General features: G+C 61.7%; 11 protein-coding genes. 3 read left to right on the top strand and 8 right to left on the bottom strand.

Going from position 1 to position 17110, the window contains the following annotated elements:
* Positions 1-420 precede the first annotated feature (420 nt).
* Positions 421-2169 (bottom strand): ABC transporter ATP-binding protein, encoded by a 1749-nt coding sequence (locus ADJ95_RS08030; protein WP_049334111.1) that lies wholly within the window; start codon positions 2167-2169, stop codon positions 421-423.
* Between the two features lies 1 nt (position 2170).
* Complete coding sequence (locus tag ADJ95_RS08025) at positions 2171-4057, bottom strand: ABC transporter transmembrane domain-containing protein (RefSeq protein ID WP_049334110.1); 1887 nt, start codon at positions 4055-4057, stop codon at positions 2171-2173.
* Between the two features lie 456 nt (positions 4058-4513).
* On the opposite strand from ADJ95_RS08025, the gene ADJ95_RS08020 reads away from it, so the two are divergent.
* Complete coding sequence (locus ADJ95_RS08020; RefSeq protein WP_049334109.1) at positions 4514-7114, top strand: DEAD/DEAH box helicase; 2601 nt, start codon at positions 4514-4516, stop codon at positions 7112-7114.
* Between the two features lie 75 nt (positions 7115-7189).
* A complete protein-coding gene (locus ADJ95_RS08015; RefSeq protein ID WP_239662826.1) occupies positions 7190-8623 on the top strand; it encodes an alpha/beta fold hydrolase in 1434 nt (477 codons plus the stop codon).
* 132 nt (positions 8624-8755) lie between these two features.
* Here the strand turns inward: ADJ95_RS08015 and ADJ95_RS08010 are convergent, their stop codons facing one another.
* Both ADJ95_RS08010 and ADJ95_RS08005 read right to left on the bottom strand, forming a co-directional pair.
* Positions 8756-9961 carry a TerC family protein gene (locus ADJ95_RS08010; protein WP_049334107.1) on the bottom strand — a complete coding sequence of 402 codons (1206 nt, stop codon included), beginning with the start codon at positions 9959-9961 and terminating at the stop codon, positions 8756-8758.
* Between the two features lie 324 nt (positions 9962-10285).
* Entirely contained in the window at positions 10286-10888 is a 603-nt protein-coding gene (locus ADJ95_RS08005; protein WP_049334106.1) for an NAD(P)-dependent oxidoreductase, read from the bottom strand.
* Positions 10889-11086: 198 nt separating this feature from the next.
* Here ADJ95_RS08005 and ADJ95_RS08000 point away from each other — a divergent pair, with 198 nt between their 5' ends.
* Positions 11087-11548 carry a winged helix-turn-helix transcriptional regulator gene (locus tag ADJ95_RS08000; RefSeq protein WP_080974976.1) on the top strand — a complete coding sequence of 154 codons (462 nt, stop codon included), beginning with the start codon at positions 11087-11089 and terminating at the stop codon, positions 11546-11548.
* A gap of 162 nt (positions 11549-11710) precedes the next feature.
* Here the strand turns inward: ADJ95_RS08000 and ADJ95_RS07995 are convergent, their stop codons facing one another.
* The 4 genes from ADJ95_RS07995 to ADJ95_RS07980 all read right to left on the bottom strand — a co-directional run bounded on the left by ADJ95_RS07995 (position 11711) and on the right by ADJ95_RS07980 (position 17107).
* Positions 11711-12490: an ornithinee aminotransferase gene (locus ADJ95_RS07995; protein ID WP_239662825.1), complete on the bottom strand. Its 780-nt coding sequence runs from the start codon at positions 12488-12490 to the stop codon at positions 11711-11713.
* Between the two features lie 165 nt (positions 12491-12655).
* Entirely contained in the window at positions 12656-14824 is a 2169-nt protein-coding gene (gene uvrB / locus ADJ95_RS07990) for an excinuclease ABC subunit UvrB (protein WP_049334104.1), read from the bottom strand.
* Positions 14825-14972: 148 nt separating this feature from the next.
* A complete protein-coding gene (locus ADJ95_RS07985; protein ID WP_049334103.1) occupies positions 14973-16226 on the bottom strand; it encodes a hypothetical protein in 1254 nt (417 codons plus the stop codon).
* Positions 16227-16420: 194 nt separating this feature from the next.
* Entirely contained in the window at positions 16421-17107 is a 687-nt protein-coding gene (locus tag ADJ95_RS07980; RefSeq protein WP_049334102.1) for an IMPACT family protein, read from the bottom strand.
* Positions 17108-17110 lie beyond the last annotated feature (3 nt).

The raw sequence follows: 17110 nt of genomic DNA, 5'->3' as shown, positions 1-17110 counted from the left end.
GATAATCCCTTCGCTAGTTCGAACTAGAGCAGGTTCAATGGGTGATTCTCTCAGCCTTGAGTGTTCTTACGCCGTTTCGTGCGCCCACTATGCCTTAGCTCTTCGCTGTGCCGTAGCCCTTCGTTGGGCGGTCAGTTTGGCAGGTTAGCGGGTCGCGGGCGTCTCAAGGCACCCCATATCGCTCTGCCAGGTTATCACAACGATTCTCAGTAGCTGAAAGTTTTGCGAGTGACAAGTGAATCTCTCCGAAATTTTCGTTTGAGTCTTGCGTTGTTGCAAGGGCTCCCCGCCGCCGATTTCAGCGCACCCTTGTACGGAAACCATCCGTTAAACGAGTGGTGCCCGGCACCGCTTCACGCAGTGCCGGGCACTATCAGCTGGACATATCGCCGGGCGTATCCTCCGGACTTAGGTCATAGCTTAGGTCAGGGCGAAAATCTCCGCCGGGGAGCCCTCCGCAATGATCCTGCCCTCGTGCAGCAGGACCGCGCGGTCAGCCAGGGAGGCGATACGCGCATCGTGCGAAATGATCAGCACCGCACGGTTCGCCAGCACAGCACGCAGGGACTCGGTTGCGTCCGCAAGCTCCAGCTGGGTGGTGGACTCGTCCAGAATCACGGCGTGCGGGTCGGCGAGCACAATACGTGCCAGCGCCAGCTGCTGAATCTGGTCGCGGGTCAGAGGCGAATCCGCGCCACTGACAACGGTGTCCATGCCCTGCGGTAGGTCGCGCCACCAGCGGGCGCCGACAGCGTCCAGGGCTTCACCCATCTGCTCGACGGTTGCATCCGACACGACCACCGTGAAGTTATCGGCGAGGGTGCCGAAGAAGACGTGAGCCTCCTGGGTGCAGACCAGCAGTCGGGGGCGGCCATCGGCGGCGGCATCGGTCGGGAAGTCGCCGTGACCGACCGGGCGACCCATCACGGTGATGGTGCCTTCCAGGGCGGTCAGCGAACCACCAATCAGGCGAGCCATAGTCGTTTTACCCGAACCGGAACGACCCACCAGGGCGAGCGCCTCACCGCGGCGAATCTTCAGGTTGATGCCTTCCAGAACAAGGGCGTCGGGCGAGTAGCCGTAGGAGACGTCGGTACACTCAATGGCGTACTCCGGGTCCTTCACGGCTTCATCCGACACCTTGGAGAAGGCCTCGGCCCGGTGCTGTGCGCGCTCCTCACGCTGCTTCTTCGCCAGGGAGACCACACCAAACACGCGGCCCATGTTCACGAGCATGATGCGCAGGCTGCTGACGTGGTGGTTCAGCATGTCGGCGAGGGTTCGCAGACTGAAAACCATGACCGAGGCGGTCGCCACGGCACCCCAGCTTGCCCAGCCGATAGCCACGCAGGCGGCACCCCAGAGCATGCACAGAATCGTGGGAATCCATGCGTTGATGGCATCCACGGTGAAGTACAGCTGGCGGATGCGCACCATGCCCAGCTGCGCGGCGAACTGGCGCTTGTTCTCACCGGCGAAGGCGTCCTCGCGGGCGGTGTGAACGCCCAGCTCACGGATCGTGGAGGTGCCGCGAATGTTCTCGGTCAGCACGCTGTTGAGGTCGCTCACGCGCTCCTGGGCGGTCTGGTTGCGTGCCGCCATGAGCGGCAGCATCTTCGACATGATGAGGGCAAGACCGGCAATCATGGGCAGCATAATCAGACCCATTGCGGGGCTCACAAACGCCAGGGAGATCGTGGAAACCAGGAAGTACAGGACCACGTAGATTGCACCGAGAAGGTCTGTGCTGACAGCGTTTGCTGCCGAGGACAGGTCGTCGGTCACGCGGGTGAGCAGGTCGCCGCTGCCGGCTTCTTCCACTGTGCGTGCGTCCAGGTCGAGGGTGCCGTCGAGGGTGTCCTGGTTGGCGTCGCGAGTGACGAGCGCACCCAGTCGGGCCGCACTGTACGAGGAGACCATAAGGGTTATCGCCTGCACGATGAACGCCGCCAGAATAATCAGAATCGGCTGCCACGGGTAGCTGGCGAACTTACCCGCCACCACGTCGTCCACGGTGGCACCAATCTGCAGGGGCACCACAGCACCCATGAGGGTGCTGACCATGTAGATGACGAAGGTGTAGAGGGCTCGCCCCTTATGCGCTGCGAGGTAGTTCCACATGCGGCGTGCCACGTAGGCGGGGCTTTCGATGGGGAGCTGCTTTGCCATGCTAGTTCACCTCCTGATTCTGAGTGGTTGCGGGGTTTTCTGCCTGAGCGACGGGGTAGCCGTCGCGTTCCATGCGGCGGGTCGTCTCCGCGGTCGTGGAGACAACGTAGACCTGCTCCATATCCTGCAGCAGGCCGGGGTAGCCGACGGGCAGGCGGTCGCTACCGACCTGGGTTTCCATCGCATCGTAGATGTAGCGCTGGCTGGGTTCGTCCACGGAGTTCAGCGGCTCGGTCAGAATCAGCACCTGCGCGTCCTGTGCGAGTGCGCGGGCGAGTGCCAGACGCTGACGCTGACCACCGGAGAGGTTCGCACCTTCGCTGGTGATGCGTGCGGCGAAGTAGTCTTCGGGGTTGCGTCCGCCCAGTCGGTAGGCGATTTCGCGGGAGTCGGTAATCTTCAGCAGCTCCTCATCTTTTGCCTGTGCCAGCTCCTCGTCGGGGTTCGGCACGGTGCCCAGGCGCAGGTGCTCCTGCAGGGTTCCGGCGAAAATCATGGGGTTCGGTTCGCTCAGCAGCACGCGGCGGCCGGAGGCGTCCTTGAGGTCCTCTCCCCCGCGTCGCAGGGTGCGGGCAAGCGCCTCGGCGTAATCTTGCGCGGTGAGGTTGTAGTCGCGCGGGTTGACGTACACGATGCGCGGGTTGCTTGCACCGGCGGGGGCGACGGGTACGGGCACCTCGAGGGTGCTAGCCTCGACTGCCTGTTCGGCGCGTGCCAGCTGCGCCATTTCTTCGTCGGTGCGCGGGCTCTTCAGCACGCCCTGGAGCACGCCCGCGTGACCTTCGAGGCGGGCGACCTTGGCGAGCGCAATTTTGGCGTAGCGCCATTCCGTCAGGAAGTTCTGGGTAATCCAGATGGGGCCACCCATCATCGCGATAATGGAGGCGACGGTCACCAGGGACGCGGCGGGCGTGTCGGATACCCAGCGGCCGTTTTCGACGTGGCCGGTGAGGGCGAATCCGATGCCGAGCAGGGTCACGGCACCGCCGAGTAGCGCGCGGATGAGGAACATCCAGCGGTGCGTCTTTTCGTAGCGCATGTAGCTGTCGAAGACTTCGTCGGTGCCGCGGTGGTAGCGTTCACGCATCTGTTCTTCGGCGCCGAGGCCGGCGATGGTGCGCAGACCGGTGGCGATGTCGGAGGCGCGTGAGGAGGCTTCGCCGTCCTTCTCGCGGTATTCGCCAATCTTGGATTCGAGGAAGGACGAGTACCAGGCGATGACGCCGACCACGATGAGCGTACCAATGAGGGTGACAATCGCGGTGACGGGGTTGATCAGCCAGAGCTGCACGGCACCGAGGGTCGCGATAATCATGGCGTTAACGAACAGCGGTAGGGAGAAGTAGACGTTGGTAACACGTCGTACGTCTTTGTTCATGACGGTGACTGCTTCGCCCGCATCAACGGTTGTGTGGGTGCGTCCCATGAGTCGGTTGATGTAGACGCGCCAGTCGCGGCCGAGTTCTGCGCTGAGGGTCATGGAGGTGCCCCATCCGAAGAACTCGTTGATCACGATGAAGGTGATGGCTGCGACGACCACCCAGAACATGGGCCAGGCGTCGGGGGCTTTTCCGGCGATGTGCTGGTTAATGAATTGGCCCACCATGACGGGAATCAGGATTGCGCCGATACCCGCGGTAGTTTCTCCGAGGACGGGGATTGCCCAGCGGTGCCAGGGGTATTTGTGTCCGGGTGCGGTGACTCGCAGGGCGAGGCGCTTTTTGAGGGCTTCCTCTTCTGCCTTGCGCTGTTCGCTAGCGGTTACTTCCTGTGCAGATTTTGTCTGCGCGGCTTTTTCCTGCGTGGTTTTGTTATGCATGGATTCTTCATGCGCGGCTTCATCACGCGCAGCGTCTTCTTGTGCCTTGTCAGCGTTGTATTCAGTCATTCAACGTCTCTCCTTTCTCCTACCCTATTCCTTTATCAATGTGGCACGCAACACTATTTGCATAATAGATGGGCGTGTCGTCATTTATGCAACGTATTTTGGGGCATGCATCAGCCGCTCAATATGCACCGGCGTCAATCGGCGAATTCTGCATCTGCGCGGCAATCTAAGCGGCATGGAGGTCCATGCCTTCGAAAAAGTCTGAGCGCTGGATTCTGCATCACTGCATTTAAAGCGCTTTGTTCTACACTACACGAATTTTGGGAATTCCCGCGTTAGCGCGGCACCGCGCCTCCCGAACGCCCTATAAACGCCCCGCGAAGGAACCGCGAACCGCCCTGCAAAGATGCAGCGAACACCCCGCAAGCACTCCGCGAAGGTCCTGCGAACCTCAATTGTTCCCTCGTAACGATAACGCCCCCGCGCCCGCGCTATTCCCGATAGACTGGAATCCTCATGAGTATTTTGAATTTTCTTTCTCCCTCGCTGGGTGAGAATCCCGGCGACTACAATCGACGCGATTTTAAGAGCAACCCCCTCACCGCCGAAGAAATCTATGAGGCGTTCACCGAGTGGATTTCGACCCGCGGCATGACCCTGTACCCCGCCCAGGACGAGGCCGTCCTGAGCATCGCCGCCGGCCATAACGTGGTGTTGGCAACCCCGACCGGTTCGGGTAAGTCCACTGTGGCTGTTGCCGCGCACTTCACGGGCCTGGCGACCGGTCAGCGCTCCTACTACACCGCCCCCATTAAGGCGCTGGTGTCTGAGAAGTTCTTCGACCTGATCAATATTTTTGGTGCCGAGAACGTGGGCATGATTACCGGCGACTCCGCCATCAACACGGAGGCGCCCATTATCTGCTGCACCGCGGAGATTCTCGCCAATATTGCCCTGCGCGAGGGTAAGGATGCGGACCTCTGCCAGGTCATTATGGACGAGTTCCACTTCTACTCTGACCCGCAGCGCGGTTGGGCGTGGCAGCTTCCCCTGCTGGAGCTTCCGCAGGCGCAGTTCCTGCTGATGAGCGCGACCCTGGGCGACACGACCCGCTTCCAGGAGGAAATGACGGCGCTGACCGGTCGCGAGAGCGACCTGGTGGCTCATTCCGAGCGCCCCATCCCCCTGCACTTCTACTACTCCACCACCCCGGTTCAGGAGACGGTGCAGGAGCTCGTGCAGACCAAGCAGACCCCGGTCTACATCGTGCACTTCTCGCAAAAGGCGGCCCTTGAGCAGGCGAACGCCCTGCTCTCGGTGGCCATCGCGTCGAAGGAGGAGAAGGAACGCATCGCCGAGCTCATCGCAAAGTTCCGCTTCGGCCCGGGCTTCGGCAAGGCTCTCAACAAGCTGGTCCGCGCCGGCATCGGTATTCACCACGCCGGCATGCTGCCCAAGTACCGCCGCCTCGTCGAGCAGCTGGCCCAGGAGGGTCTGCTCAAGGTTATCTGCGGTACCGATACCCTGGGCGTGGGCATTAACGTGCCCATCCGTACCGTACTGATTACGGCGCTGTCGAAGTTCGACGGTGCCCGTAGCCGCCGTCTGCGTGCCCGCGAGTTCCACCAGATTGCCGGACGCGCGGGACGCGCGGGCTTCGATACCGCCGGTACCGTGGTGGTTCAGGCGCCCGAGCACGATATTGAGAACGCGCGCCTGCTGGCGAAGGCTCAGGCGAAGTTCGGTGACGACACCAAGCGCATTAACCAGTCGCTGTCCTCCAAGCGTAAGAAGGCGCCGGAGGGCTTCGTTGGCTGGTCTGAAAAGACGTTTGATCAGCTGGTAGAAGCCGCCCCGGAGCCGCTGACCTCCTCCTTCGACATCACCCACGCGATGCTGCTGAACCTGATGCACCGCCCGGAGAACCCGGTCATCGCCGCCTACCGCATCATTCAGAACAACCACGAGAGCCCCGCGCGCCGCCGCGAGCTGCTGCGCAAGGCAATCGGCATCTACAAGGAGCTGCTGACCGGCGGCGTGATTGAGCGAACCAACACCCCGGACGAGCACGGCTCCTACCTGCGCCTAACCGAGGACCTGCAGGATAACTTTGCCCTCAACCAGCCGCTGTCCGCGTTTGCGGTCGCCGCACTGGAACTGCTCGACCCCGAATCGCCCAGCTACGCGCTGGACGCGCTCTCCCTCATCGAGGCGACCTTGGATTCGCCGAACCAGGTGCTGTACGCACAGGAACGCAAGGCGAAGAACGAGCTGTCGGCGCAGTTGAAGGCGGACGGTGTGGACTACACCGAACGCATGAACGAGCTGGACAAGGTCACCTACCCGCAGCCCCTGGCGGAGCTCATTGATCAGGCGTACACGACCTACAAGCAGTCCGCGCCGTGGGTTGCTCGTTTTGAGCCGCGCCCCAAGTCGATTGTGCGTGACATGTACGAACGCGCGATGGGTTTCAACGACTTCGTGCAGTACTACTCGCTGGAACGTGCCGAGGGTGTACTTCTGCGTTACCTCTCTGACGCGTACAAGGCGCTGCGCCACACCATCCCCGATTCTGCCGTGACCAACGAGCTCGACGACATCATCGAGTGGCTCGGCGAGCTGGTGCGCCAGACCGACTCCTCCCTGGTGGACGAATGGGAGAAGCTGGCCGCCGGCGAAGACACCGCGACCATTGCAGCCGAGCACGCCTCCATCGAGGAGGAAGAGCCTCCCGCCGTGACGAAGAACCTGCGCGCCTTCCGCGTGATGGTGCGCAACGCCCTCTTCCGCCGTGTGGAGCTCTTCGCTGACGAGCGTGACCGCGCCCTGGGTGCCCTGGACGAGTGGTGCGGCTGGGACGCCGACCGCTGGGCCGACGCCATGGACGACTACTTCGACGTCTACGACGACATCTACACGGACGCCGATGCGCGCTCGCCTCGCCTGGTCAGCATGGACGAGGATACCGCGGCTCACCCCGGCGTGTGGAAGGTTCAGCAGAGCTTTGCCGACCCCGAAGATAACTTTGACTTCGGTATTCGCGCAGAGGTAGACCTGGCCGCTTCCGATGAGGCGGGCTACCCGGTGCTGAAGATTCTGAGCGTTGGCGAGTTCTAGGGGCCCCTCCGGATCTCCCCTCAAGTGGGCTAGAATACAGAGTATCTATCTATTTATTTGAAAGAAGGTTCACCGTTGACCGTTTCTTCGCTTCCCAAGGTTGAGTACCGCAAGGGTTCGGTCGTCAAGCACGACGGCTACGAGATTACCGACCACTGGTTCCAGGTTCCCCTGACCCACGGTCTGATTTTCTCCAAGGGCAAGGACGCCGCTCTCTCCTCCCGTTTCGCGGACCAGACCATCACCGTGTTCGCCCGCGAGGTAGTGAACACCAGCGAGACCCTGACCGTCCCGGCTGATAAGCGCCCCTACATCGTGTACCTGCAGGGTGGCCCCGGCTTCGGTTCCCCGAAGACCGGCTCCATCGGCGGCTGGATTGCCGAGCTGGCTAAGACCCACCGCGTGATTCTGCTGGATCAGCGCGGTACCGGCCTCTCCTCTCCCCTGTCCGCTCGCACCATCACCGCTGTGGGCGACCCGCAGGTTCAGGCTGAGTACACTGAGCTGTTCCGCGCCGATTCCATCATCGCCGACGCGGAGGCTATCCGCGAGGTACTGCTGGCTGACCGCGCCGATAAGCGCTGGTCCACCATTGGCCAGTCCTTCGGTGGCTTCCTGACCCTCTCGTACCTGTCCTTCGCACCGCAGTCGCTGCGTGACTGCCGCATCACCGCAGGCCTGGCGCCGATTCGTACCTCGGTGGACAACGTCTACCAGCACACCTTCGACCGCATGAAGGAACGTGTTGAGGAGTACTACAGCTGGTTCCCCGAGGACGCTGAGCTCGCTACCCGCATTGCTGAGCACCTGCGCACCCACAAGGAGTACCTGCCCACCGGTGAGCGTCTGACCGATCACCGCTTCCAGATGGCCGGTCACTTCCTGGGTGGCCGCTGGCGCGAGCGCGGTCTGCACTACTTCCTCGAGAACGCATTCGCCGAGGGTAACGACCACCTCTCCGATCAGTTCCTGACCGCTATGGGTGCTGAGGTGACCTTCCAGGCGAACCCGCTGTACGCCCTGATGCACGAGACCATTTACGCTGACGGCCCCTCCGACGGCGTTCTGCCCGGCATCCCCGGCTACACCATCTCCCCCTCGCCCGCTCCGACCAACTGGTCTGCTGCTCGCGTGGCGGCTTCCCGTCCCGAGTTCGCACCGGATGCGGACCGTCTGCTCTTCACCGGCGAGCACATCTTCCCCTGGTACTACGAGGAGGATCCCTCGCTGCGTCCGCTGGCCGAGGTGGCGAATATCCTGGCCGAGAAGAAGGACTGGGGTCGCCTGTACGACCACGAGCAGCTGCACAAGAACGAGGTTCCCGTTGTGGCCGCCGCCTACAACCCGGACGTGTACGTGGACTTCGAGCACTCCATGGAGACCGCCCGCTGGGTCGGCAACACCCACGTGTGGACCTCGAAGACCCACCACCACGACGGCTTCGGTTCCGACTCGCTGACCATTCTGGGCCATCTGAAGAACATGCTGGCTGAGGTTCACAACCAGTAATTCTTCGCTGAATATATCTTTGATATAGCTAAAGCCCCTCACCCCGGTTGATCCGGTGTGAGGGGCTTTAGCGTGGGCGCTTGGCCCGAGCCGCGAGCGTCCCGGCGGCTCAGGCGTTACGGCCGCCCGACGCTACTTCGAGGAGGAAGCGTGCGCATCCTGTGCGGTGCGGGCACGCAGCACCAGGGCGTGGTACTCGTCTTCCTTCTCGATGAGCTCGTCACGCAGCTTCTGCGGGATGGCCTTGAGCTTCTCGGTTTCTTTCTGCCAGCGGGCGGTGATGTCCGCACGCTCGGCGGCGGGTGCATCCTCGGGCAGGGCCAGGTACTTCTCGGAGAGCGCCTGCACGCGCTGAATGGTCTGCAGTGCGCGGCCCTTGGGGCTGAGCAGCGAGGCAAGCACGGTAATAATCAGGACGCCCACGATGACCATCAGCGACATTTCGGTGCTGATTTCGACCACGTGCACGGACTCGCCGTGGTTAATGAACGGCAGGTTGTTCTCGTGCATCGCGTGCAGGATGAGCTTCACGCCGATGAACGCGAGGATGGCTGCCAGGCCGTAGGAGAGGTAGACGAGGCGGTCCAGCAGGCCGTCAATCAGGAAGTACAGCTGGCGCAGGCCCATGAGGGAGAACGCGGTCGCAGTGAACACAATGTAGACGGACTGGGTGAGGCCGAAGATCGCGGGAATCGAGTCGAGCGCGAAGAGCAGGTCGGAGCCCGCGATTGCGACCATGACGAGCATCATGGGGGTCATGACGCGCTTGCCGTTTTCGATGGTGAAGAGCTTGTCGCCGTCGAAGTGGTCGCTGGTCTTCAGGTACTTCTTGGCGAGGCGAACCATGATGTTGTCTGCCTCGTCGTCGCCGTCGCCCTCGGTGAGTTCGTCCTTGAGCAGGTTACCCGCGGTCATGAGCAGAACCAGGCCGAAGATGTAGAACACCCAGGCGAAGGAGTTAATGATTGCCGCGCCGGCGAAGATGAAGGTGCCGCGCGCCAGGATCGCGAAGACGATACCGAAGAGCAGGACCTTCTGCTGATTCTCACGGGCGACGCGGAAGGTGCCCATAATGATCATGAAGACGAAGAGGTTATCGACCGAGAGCGCTTCTTCGGTGATGTAGCCTGCGTAGAATTCGGTGGCGGCGGAGGAGCCGTTCGTCACGAAGATATACAGACCGAACAACACGGCGATGCCGATGTAGATACTCGACCAAATGGCCGCTTCCTTGACGGTGGGTTCGTGCGCCTTACGGACGTGAACGAAGAAATCGAAGGCCAGCAGGCCAGCGATGATGAGAATAGTAACCAACCATTGCAACCCGGTAACTTCCATGGGGAGCCTTTCTTGTGGTGTGCGTACAGGACCACAAGTCTCTCCCGCCGATCTGAATGGAGGTCGGCTCGACTCCCCGGTTAGGCGCCTTCGGCTAACGTGCTGACGATGAGTCGATTGGTGGGATACTCCCTTGCTCGGTGAACGATTATACAGCAGGTTGAGGTTTTCGCGCAGGAGCCCCTCCGGAGGATTTTTCAAGAGCGAAGCACGCCGAAACACCGCATCCGGCAGGGCTGACCTGTCGGATGCGGCGTTCTGCATGATGAATACGCGCTTGTCAGTTAGTGCTGTCTAGCTGGCGCCGCTATGAGTTGGCGCTGTCTAGTTGGCAACGGTGAAGCGGCGGCCCGCGTGCTTGGGCTCTTCCGCCTCATCAATCAGGGCGACAGCAAAGTCCTCGGCGCTAATGAACTCGCCTGCGGGGGTGTCCAGTGCGGTGTTGTACTTGCCGGTGCGCTCACCCGGTGCGATTTCGAACGCCGGGGAGAGCATGGTCCAGTTCAGGCCCTCGGATGCGCGGTACTCGTCGAGAATCTGGGCGAATGCCTTCGCCTCGGGCTTGTAATCTTCCGGGAAGCCTTCACCGTCCACGAAGCGGTTGCCGTTGCCGTCCTCGAGGGAGCCGGCGCCGCCAACAACCAGCAGGCGACCGGTGGGTGCCGCCGCGATCAGTGCGCGGTGTGCGTCGATGACCGGCCGTGCGGAGGTGCCGCGACCGCCCGGGACGGCAACAATGGTGACGTCGTGATTGTTGACGATGTCGACCAGTGCCGTGGTGTCTGCAAGGTCGATGCTGTGGGCGGTAGCGCCTTCGGGCGCCTTACCGGAGCGGGTGTAGGCGTCGACCCGATGGCCGCGGGAGATTGCTTCTGCTGCGGTGCGTGCGCCGACCATGCCGGTTGCGCCGATGATTGCGATGTTCATGAGGGCTTCCTATCGGAGTGGTTTCTATCGTTTCTCTTGCGGTGTTCCGCGTGATGGTTTTATAGTATCTATTAGAAACCGGGTACCTCAAGGTAACTATTTAGAGCTTTGAGAAAATATTTAAAAATATTTTTACGCCCTTACCATCTCCCCTAAAACAGCAAAACAGCCCCTCAGCAGATTGAAAAGACCGCAGCTATGACCACCACGCTCACCTCCCCCACACGCGAAACCACAGGCACACGAGAAACCATAGAAGCCGCCCGCACCCCGCAGGACGACCTGCCCGCCAATATTCTCGCCCACGCTTGCCCCTCCCGCACCGTGATGCGCCACCTCACCGACCGGTGGACCCCGCTCATCGTTGCGGCGTTCTCCGAACAACCCGTCGCCCGCTTCGGTGAGCTCAAGGCGATGATTCAGGGCGTCTCCCCCAAGGTCCTGACCCAGACCCTGCGCTCCATGGAACGCGACGGCCTGGTGGAACGCCGCGTCACGGCATCCATTCCGCCGCGCGTGGACTACGAACTGACCGCGCTCGGTACGACCCTCATTGAGCCGATGACCGCCCTGCGCCACTGGGCGCAGGACAATATGCAGGCGGTGCTCGAAGCCCGCGAGCGATATGACGCCGCCGCACTAGAGAACGGCGACATATAAAAGGCACAGCCTAAAAAGGCGCGGCATAAAAAGACACAGTGTAGAGCGGCGCATAGTAGACCAGCACACACAGATCACACCGCGCAGACCAGCACGCGCAGTAAGCCCACATAAAGGTAGCCCTCCCGTGAACTATTACGGGGAGGGCTACTTTTCATTCAATTAGGAGACAATGTTGAAGGTCGGCGGAGTGAAAGCAATCGCGTTCACCTGCTTGTTCGTATCCACCGTGCCGTTCTCCTGAATCGTCGGGACGGTAATAACCACCTCGAACTGGTACATGCCTTCCATGAGCGTATTGCCACGCAACGCAAAACGCGCGGAGATGCCGGTCGCCTTATCATTCACGCTCGACGCGAAGGGAATGACCTGGCCCTGAACGGTCTGAGTCTTGCCGTTGCGGGTCATGACGGTTGCCTTGCCGGTCGGGTCAGTGGTAAAGATCTGGCGGTCAATGATTTCACCCTCGGGCGAGAAGAAGTAAATGTCCATGGACGGGTGCAGGTGCGTGGTGCCGGTCGTCGCCTCCAACGCGGAGACGTTGTAGGTCATCACGAACTCACCGCAGTTCAAGTTGAGGTCGCCCTCGGGGCCGTGAGTCGCCTCGTACACGGACATGAGGCGGATCGTTGCGGGATTCGGTGAGGTTGCATTCTCCATGGACCACCACGCCTGACCGGTCTCCGGCGCAGTCACGGGCTTGTTCTTGGTGCGCGACTGCAGGGCGCCACTGGCGGGATTGGTAATCATCCAGCCACCGACCTGGGTGAAGTCCGGACCATGTACCGTCTTGCAATCATCAGCCGAAGCAGCGAATGCGGGTACCGTCGTGGATGCGGCAATAGCGGGCACAGCCCAAAGCGCGCCGCGGGTGAGGTTGCGGCGGGTAACGGAACGAGCTCCCGTGGTGTGTGCATCTGAAGAGCTATTAGAAATAGTCACAGTTTTTTCTTTATCGTTCGGAAGCATCAAGGTGTTATTTGACACGTAAAACACCTTGATAGTGTACAGCATGTATCTGCACTCAGTAGAACTTCATGAACAATGAGTTACCTCATGGCGAAAAACCCACGTCGGCCCCTAAACGCCGGGCTTAGAACACCTGGTTTAGGCGTGACCCGCCTCCTTCATGAGGCGCAGCTCCTTCTTCAGGTCGGCCAGCTCGTCGCGCAGACGCGCGGCCAGCTCAAATTGCAGGTTCTCCGCGGCCAGGCGCATCTGCTCGTTCATTTCCTCGATGAGGTCCAGCAGGTCCTCGGCGGGGGCGGCGGCCAGGCCGTCGGCGCGAACGCGCGCCTCCGCACGGGCGAGAAGCTCCTCCGACTCCGGGGTGCTCGTGGCAATCTTCGACGAGGTCGCAGAACCGGTCTTCGCACCCGCACTCACCGTGCGGGCACCCTTCTTACCGCTCTTACGCAGCTGCAGAAGCTCGCGGGTGTCCTCTTCCTCGCGGGCGAGAACATCCGTAATATCGGCAATCTTCTTCCGCAGAGGCTGCGGGTCAATGCCGTGCTCACGGTTGTACGCCTGCTGAATCTCGCGGCGGCGGTTCGTCTCATCAATCGCCACGCGCATAGAATCCGTAATCTTATCGGCGTACATGTGCACCTGACCGGACACATTACGCGCCGCACGACCAATCGTCTGAATCAGCGACGTGGTCGAACGTAGGAAGCCTTCCTTATCGGCATCCAGAATCGCAACCAGGGACACCTCGGGCAGGTCCAGGCCCTCACGCAGCAGGTTAATACCGACCAGCACATCAAAAGTACCCAGGCGCAGCTCACGCAAAAGCTCCACACGGCGCAACGTATCAACGTCAGAGTGCAGGTACTGCACCTTCACGCCGTGCTGTAGCAGGTACTCCGTCAAATCCTCCGCCATGCGCTTGGTGAGGGTCGTGACCAGCACACGCTCATCACGCTCAACGCGCACGCGAATCTCTTCAAGCAAATCATCAATCTGCCCCTTGGTCGGCTTGACCACAATCTCCGGGTCAATCAGGCCGGTCGGGCGAATAATCTGCTCCACATAACCATCAGCCTGCGACAGCTCATACTTACCGGGGGTCGCCGAAAGGTAAATCGTCTGACCGATACGCTCCAGGAACTCCTCCCACTTCAGCGGGCGGTTATCCATCGCCGACGGCAGGCGGAAACCGTGCTCCACCAGGGTGCGCTTACGGGACATATCGCCCTCATACATGGCACCAATCTGCGGAACCGTCACATGCGACTCGTCAATAATCAGCAGGAAATCGTCCGGGAAATAATCCAGCAGACAGTTCGGGGCGCTGCCGGGGGCACGACCATCAATATGACGCGAGTAGTTCTCAATGCCGTTGCAGAAGCCCATCTGCTCCATCATTTCCAGGTCGTAGGTGGTGCGCATACGCAGACGCTGCGCCTCCAGCAGCTTGCCCTGGGATTCGAGGGTCTGCAGGCGCTCGCGCAGCTCGTCCTCAATGGAGGTAATGGCCTTCGCCATACGCTCGGCACCGGCAACGTAGTGGCTTGCGGGGAAGACGTACATTTCTTCTTCCTCGCGAATTACCTCGCCGGTCAGCGGGTGCAGGGTGTAAATCGCCTCAATCTCATCACCGAAGAACTCAATGCGGATTGCGTTCTCCTCGTACATGGGGATGATTTCGACGGTATCGCCGCGCACACGGAACGTGCCGCGGTGAAAGTCCATATCGTTACGCGCGTACTGCATCGCCACGAACCGGCGCAGTAGCTCGTCGCGGTCAACCGCCTCACCACGACGCAGAGTCACCATCTGCTCAACGTACTCCTCGGGCGTGCCCAGACCATAAATGCAGGACACGGTCGCAACCACCACCACGTCGCGGCGAGTCAGCAGGGAGTTCGTCGCCGAGTGGCGCAGACGCTCCACCTCCTCATTGATGGAGGAGTCCTTCTCAATGAAGGTATCGGTCTGCGGCACGTACGCCTCGGGCTGGTAGTAGTCGTAGTACGAGACGAAGTACTCCACCGCATTATTCGGTAGCAGCTCGCGCAGCTCATTCGCCAGCTGCGCCGCGAGAGTCTTATTCTGCACGAGCACCAGGGTCGGACGCTGCACCGCCTCAATCAGCCAGGCTGCGGTCGCGGACTTACCGGTACCGGTAGCGCCCATCAGCACAATGTCCTTCTCACCGTTCTGCACGCGCTCGGTGAGCTCGGCGATGGCCTTCGGCTGATCACCGGCAGGCTGGAAGGGGCTGACCACCTCAAAGGGGGCGACGATGCGGTTAATTTCGGGTGCGTAACTCATGTATCCATCCTAGGGGAAAGCCGCCCGATGCGCCCCAGGATTGGTCACCCTTTTCTACTGGCGCAATATAATCACGCGCAATGTACTCGCCACGATACCCTCTACCCACAGGTGGCTACGCGCCTGCGGGCACCTCGCGGGTAAGGATTTAGCGCACCTCCACGGTGGCTCCGGCGAGGCTCATCAGCGCCCGGTTCGTCAGCGGCAGGTAGCCGTTCAGGGTGCTCAGGATCAGCTGCATGGTGCGTTCTTCGTCTTCCACGCTCAGGCCCGCGGGAATACCCACCCCCGGGGTGTTAATGCGGTGCTTGTACAGGTCGATCACCGCGCATACGGTGCGGCCGGGGGCGCGCAAGACCGGAAGCATGCCGCTGTGGGTGAGGGTCCGCAGGCCTCCGGCGGAGGTCACCTCTGCCGTGCGTACATCGGGCAGGACGAAGCGTCCACCCACGAAGGGGCTCAGGGAGGCCGCGCCCGAAGGCTCAGGAACATCCAGCGAGGTTGGGAGGGGTTCTCCCGTTTTCGCGGTCACGGCCACGTAGCGCACCTGCCGGTCCATGGCGTTCAGGTAGTCCAGCTCGGCAAACTCCTCGATGCGGTAGTTCTCGGTGACCCCGGAGGCATCCACGGTGCGGCTGGTCAGCTCCTCGTCGTAGAAGCTGGCCATGCACACCTGCGGGGCGCCTCGCTCCACGCGGGCACGGCATCGGTAGTCGTCGTCGAGGAGCCAGAGGGACAGCTCGTAGCCGTCGGGGATATCGCGCACGCCGGAAGCGAGCAAAACATCGCTGCCGTCTAGGGAGAAAGGCTCCCACCCGATCGGTTCAAAGGCGTTGAGGGCACCGTTCAGGGCGGGGTTGCAGGAGCCGAGGCTCGAGGATTGTTCGGCCGGAGCAAACGCCTCGGTGGAGGGCATGGAAACGGTCAGGCCGCGCAGACGGCCGGCCATGCAGAGTTCGATGGCCATAAGCAGGTGCCCGGCCCCCTCACGGTTGAGCGCCGGAGTCTGGATGAGGTGCAGCACCCGCGAATTGTCGAGGCTGAGCTTCTCCCCCACCCCGCGGGCGGCGTTTGAGTAGCGGTTGTGCAGGCGCACGAGCTCGTCGAGAGGCAGCGTTCGGCCCACGGAGGCGAAGGCCTCGGCGATGGCCGCCACGTGCTGGGGGAAGAGGCGGCTGAGCCGGCCTAGCTGGCGGGCGAACTCGCCGGGGCGGCGGGTGAGCACGCCCAGGAGGGTGCCGAGGTTCTGCTGACGGTAGGCGTCGAGGAGCTGCGCGACGGTTGCCGGCTCAAGCTGGGCGGCAGCTCCCGCGCTCCCCTGCCGAGGGGTGAGGGTTGCCGCCCCTCCCATTGCGTTAGCGGGTTCCTCTACTCCATTGGGGATGATGCCCTGCTGCGCCACACTATCACGACCTCAGATATTGGATGAGTTTTCAGCACTCCCTCTACCTTATCAACAACGACGGGCAATTACTAGGGTTAGAGTAACTATTAACTAAGGTTTGGCTATCTTTTGGGTTTTGAGAGCTTTACACGGGCGCTCTAGTCCGGAAATCTAGGAGGAAATCTAAGCCCGGGAATCTAGGGGCCGGCAGCCTAGACCGGCAGATCCACCCACTGCGTGTCACCCCAGGTCACGCTCGCCGCACCGGAACTCAAGCTCACCACCAGCTCCTCCGCACGCGACAGCTCCTCAGCGCGGTCAAACACGCCCACCGAGATGACCGCGCCCTCCGCACCGTACTCGGTACCCAACACGTTCAGGCCCGCGGCGCGCATCTCGTTCTCCAGGCGGCCCGCCTCCGCGTGCGAGCTAGGAACCTCACCCACGCGCAGACGCTCACGCGAGTCGAACTGCGCCGAGTCCAGGGTCTGCACCACCGCATCAGTGTAGGCGCGCACCAGGCCACCGGCACCGAGCTTAATGCCGCCGAAGTAGCGCACGACCACGGCCACCACATCGGAGAGGTCGGTCGTGCCGTCTTCGCGGGTCTGGCGCGCCAGCAGCGCCTGCATCATCGGCACACCCGCGGTACCGGCGGGCTCGCCGTCATCGGAGGAACGCTGCACGTCGCGGTCGGCACCAATCACGAACGCCGAACACACGTGGCGGGCATCGTGGTAGGTCTTGCGCACCGACTCAATGTAGGCGCGCGCCTCCTCAACGGTGCTCACGCGCTTGATGTGACCAATAAATTCGCTACGCTTAATTTCGAGGAGGCTCTCATAGGGCTCATCGCCGCGCGGCACAAGGTAGCGGTTGGCGCGAGTTTCTTCCTGCATGTG

Origin of the sequence: Rothia mucilaginosa (genome assembly GCF_001061665.1) — a bacterium.
Taxonomy (GTDB): domain Bacteria; phylum Actinomycetota; class Actinomycetes; order Actinomycetales; family Micrococcaceae; genus Rothia; species Rothia mucilaginosa_A.
Note: the sequence above shows the minus strand (reverse complement) of the source record. Positions and strands in the feature narration are given on the sequence as shown.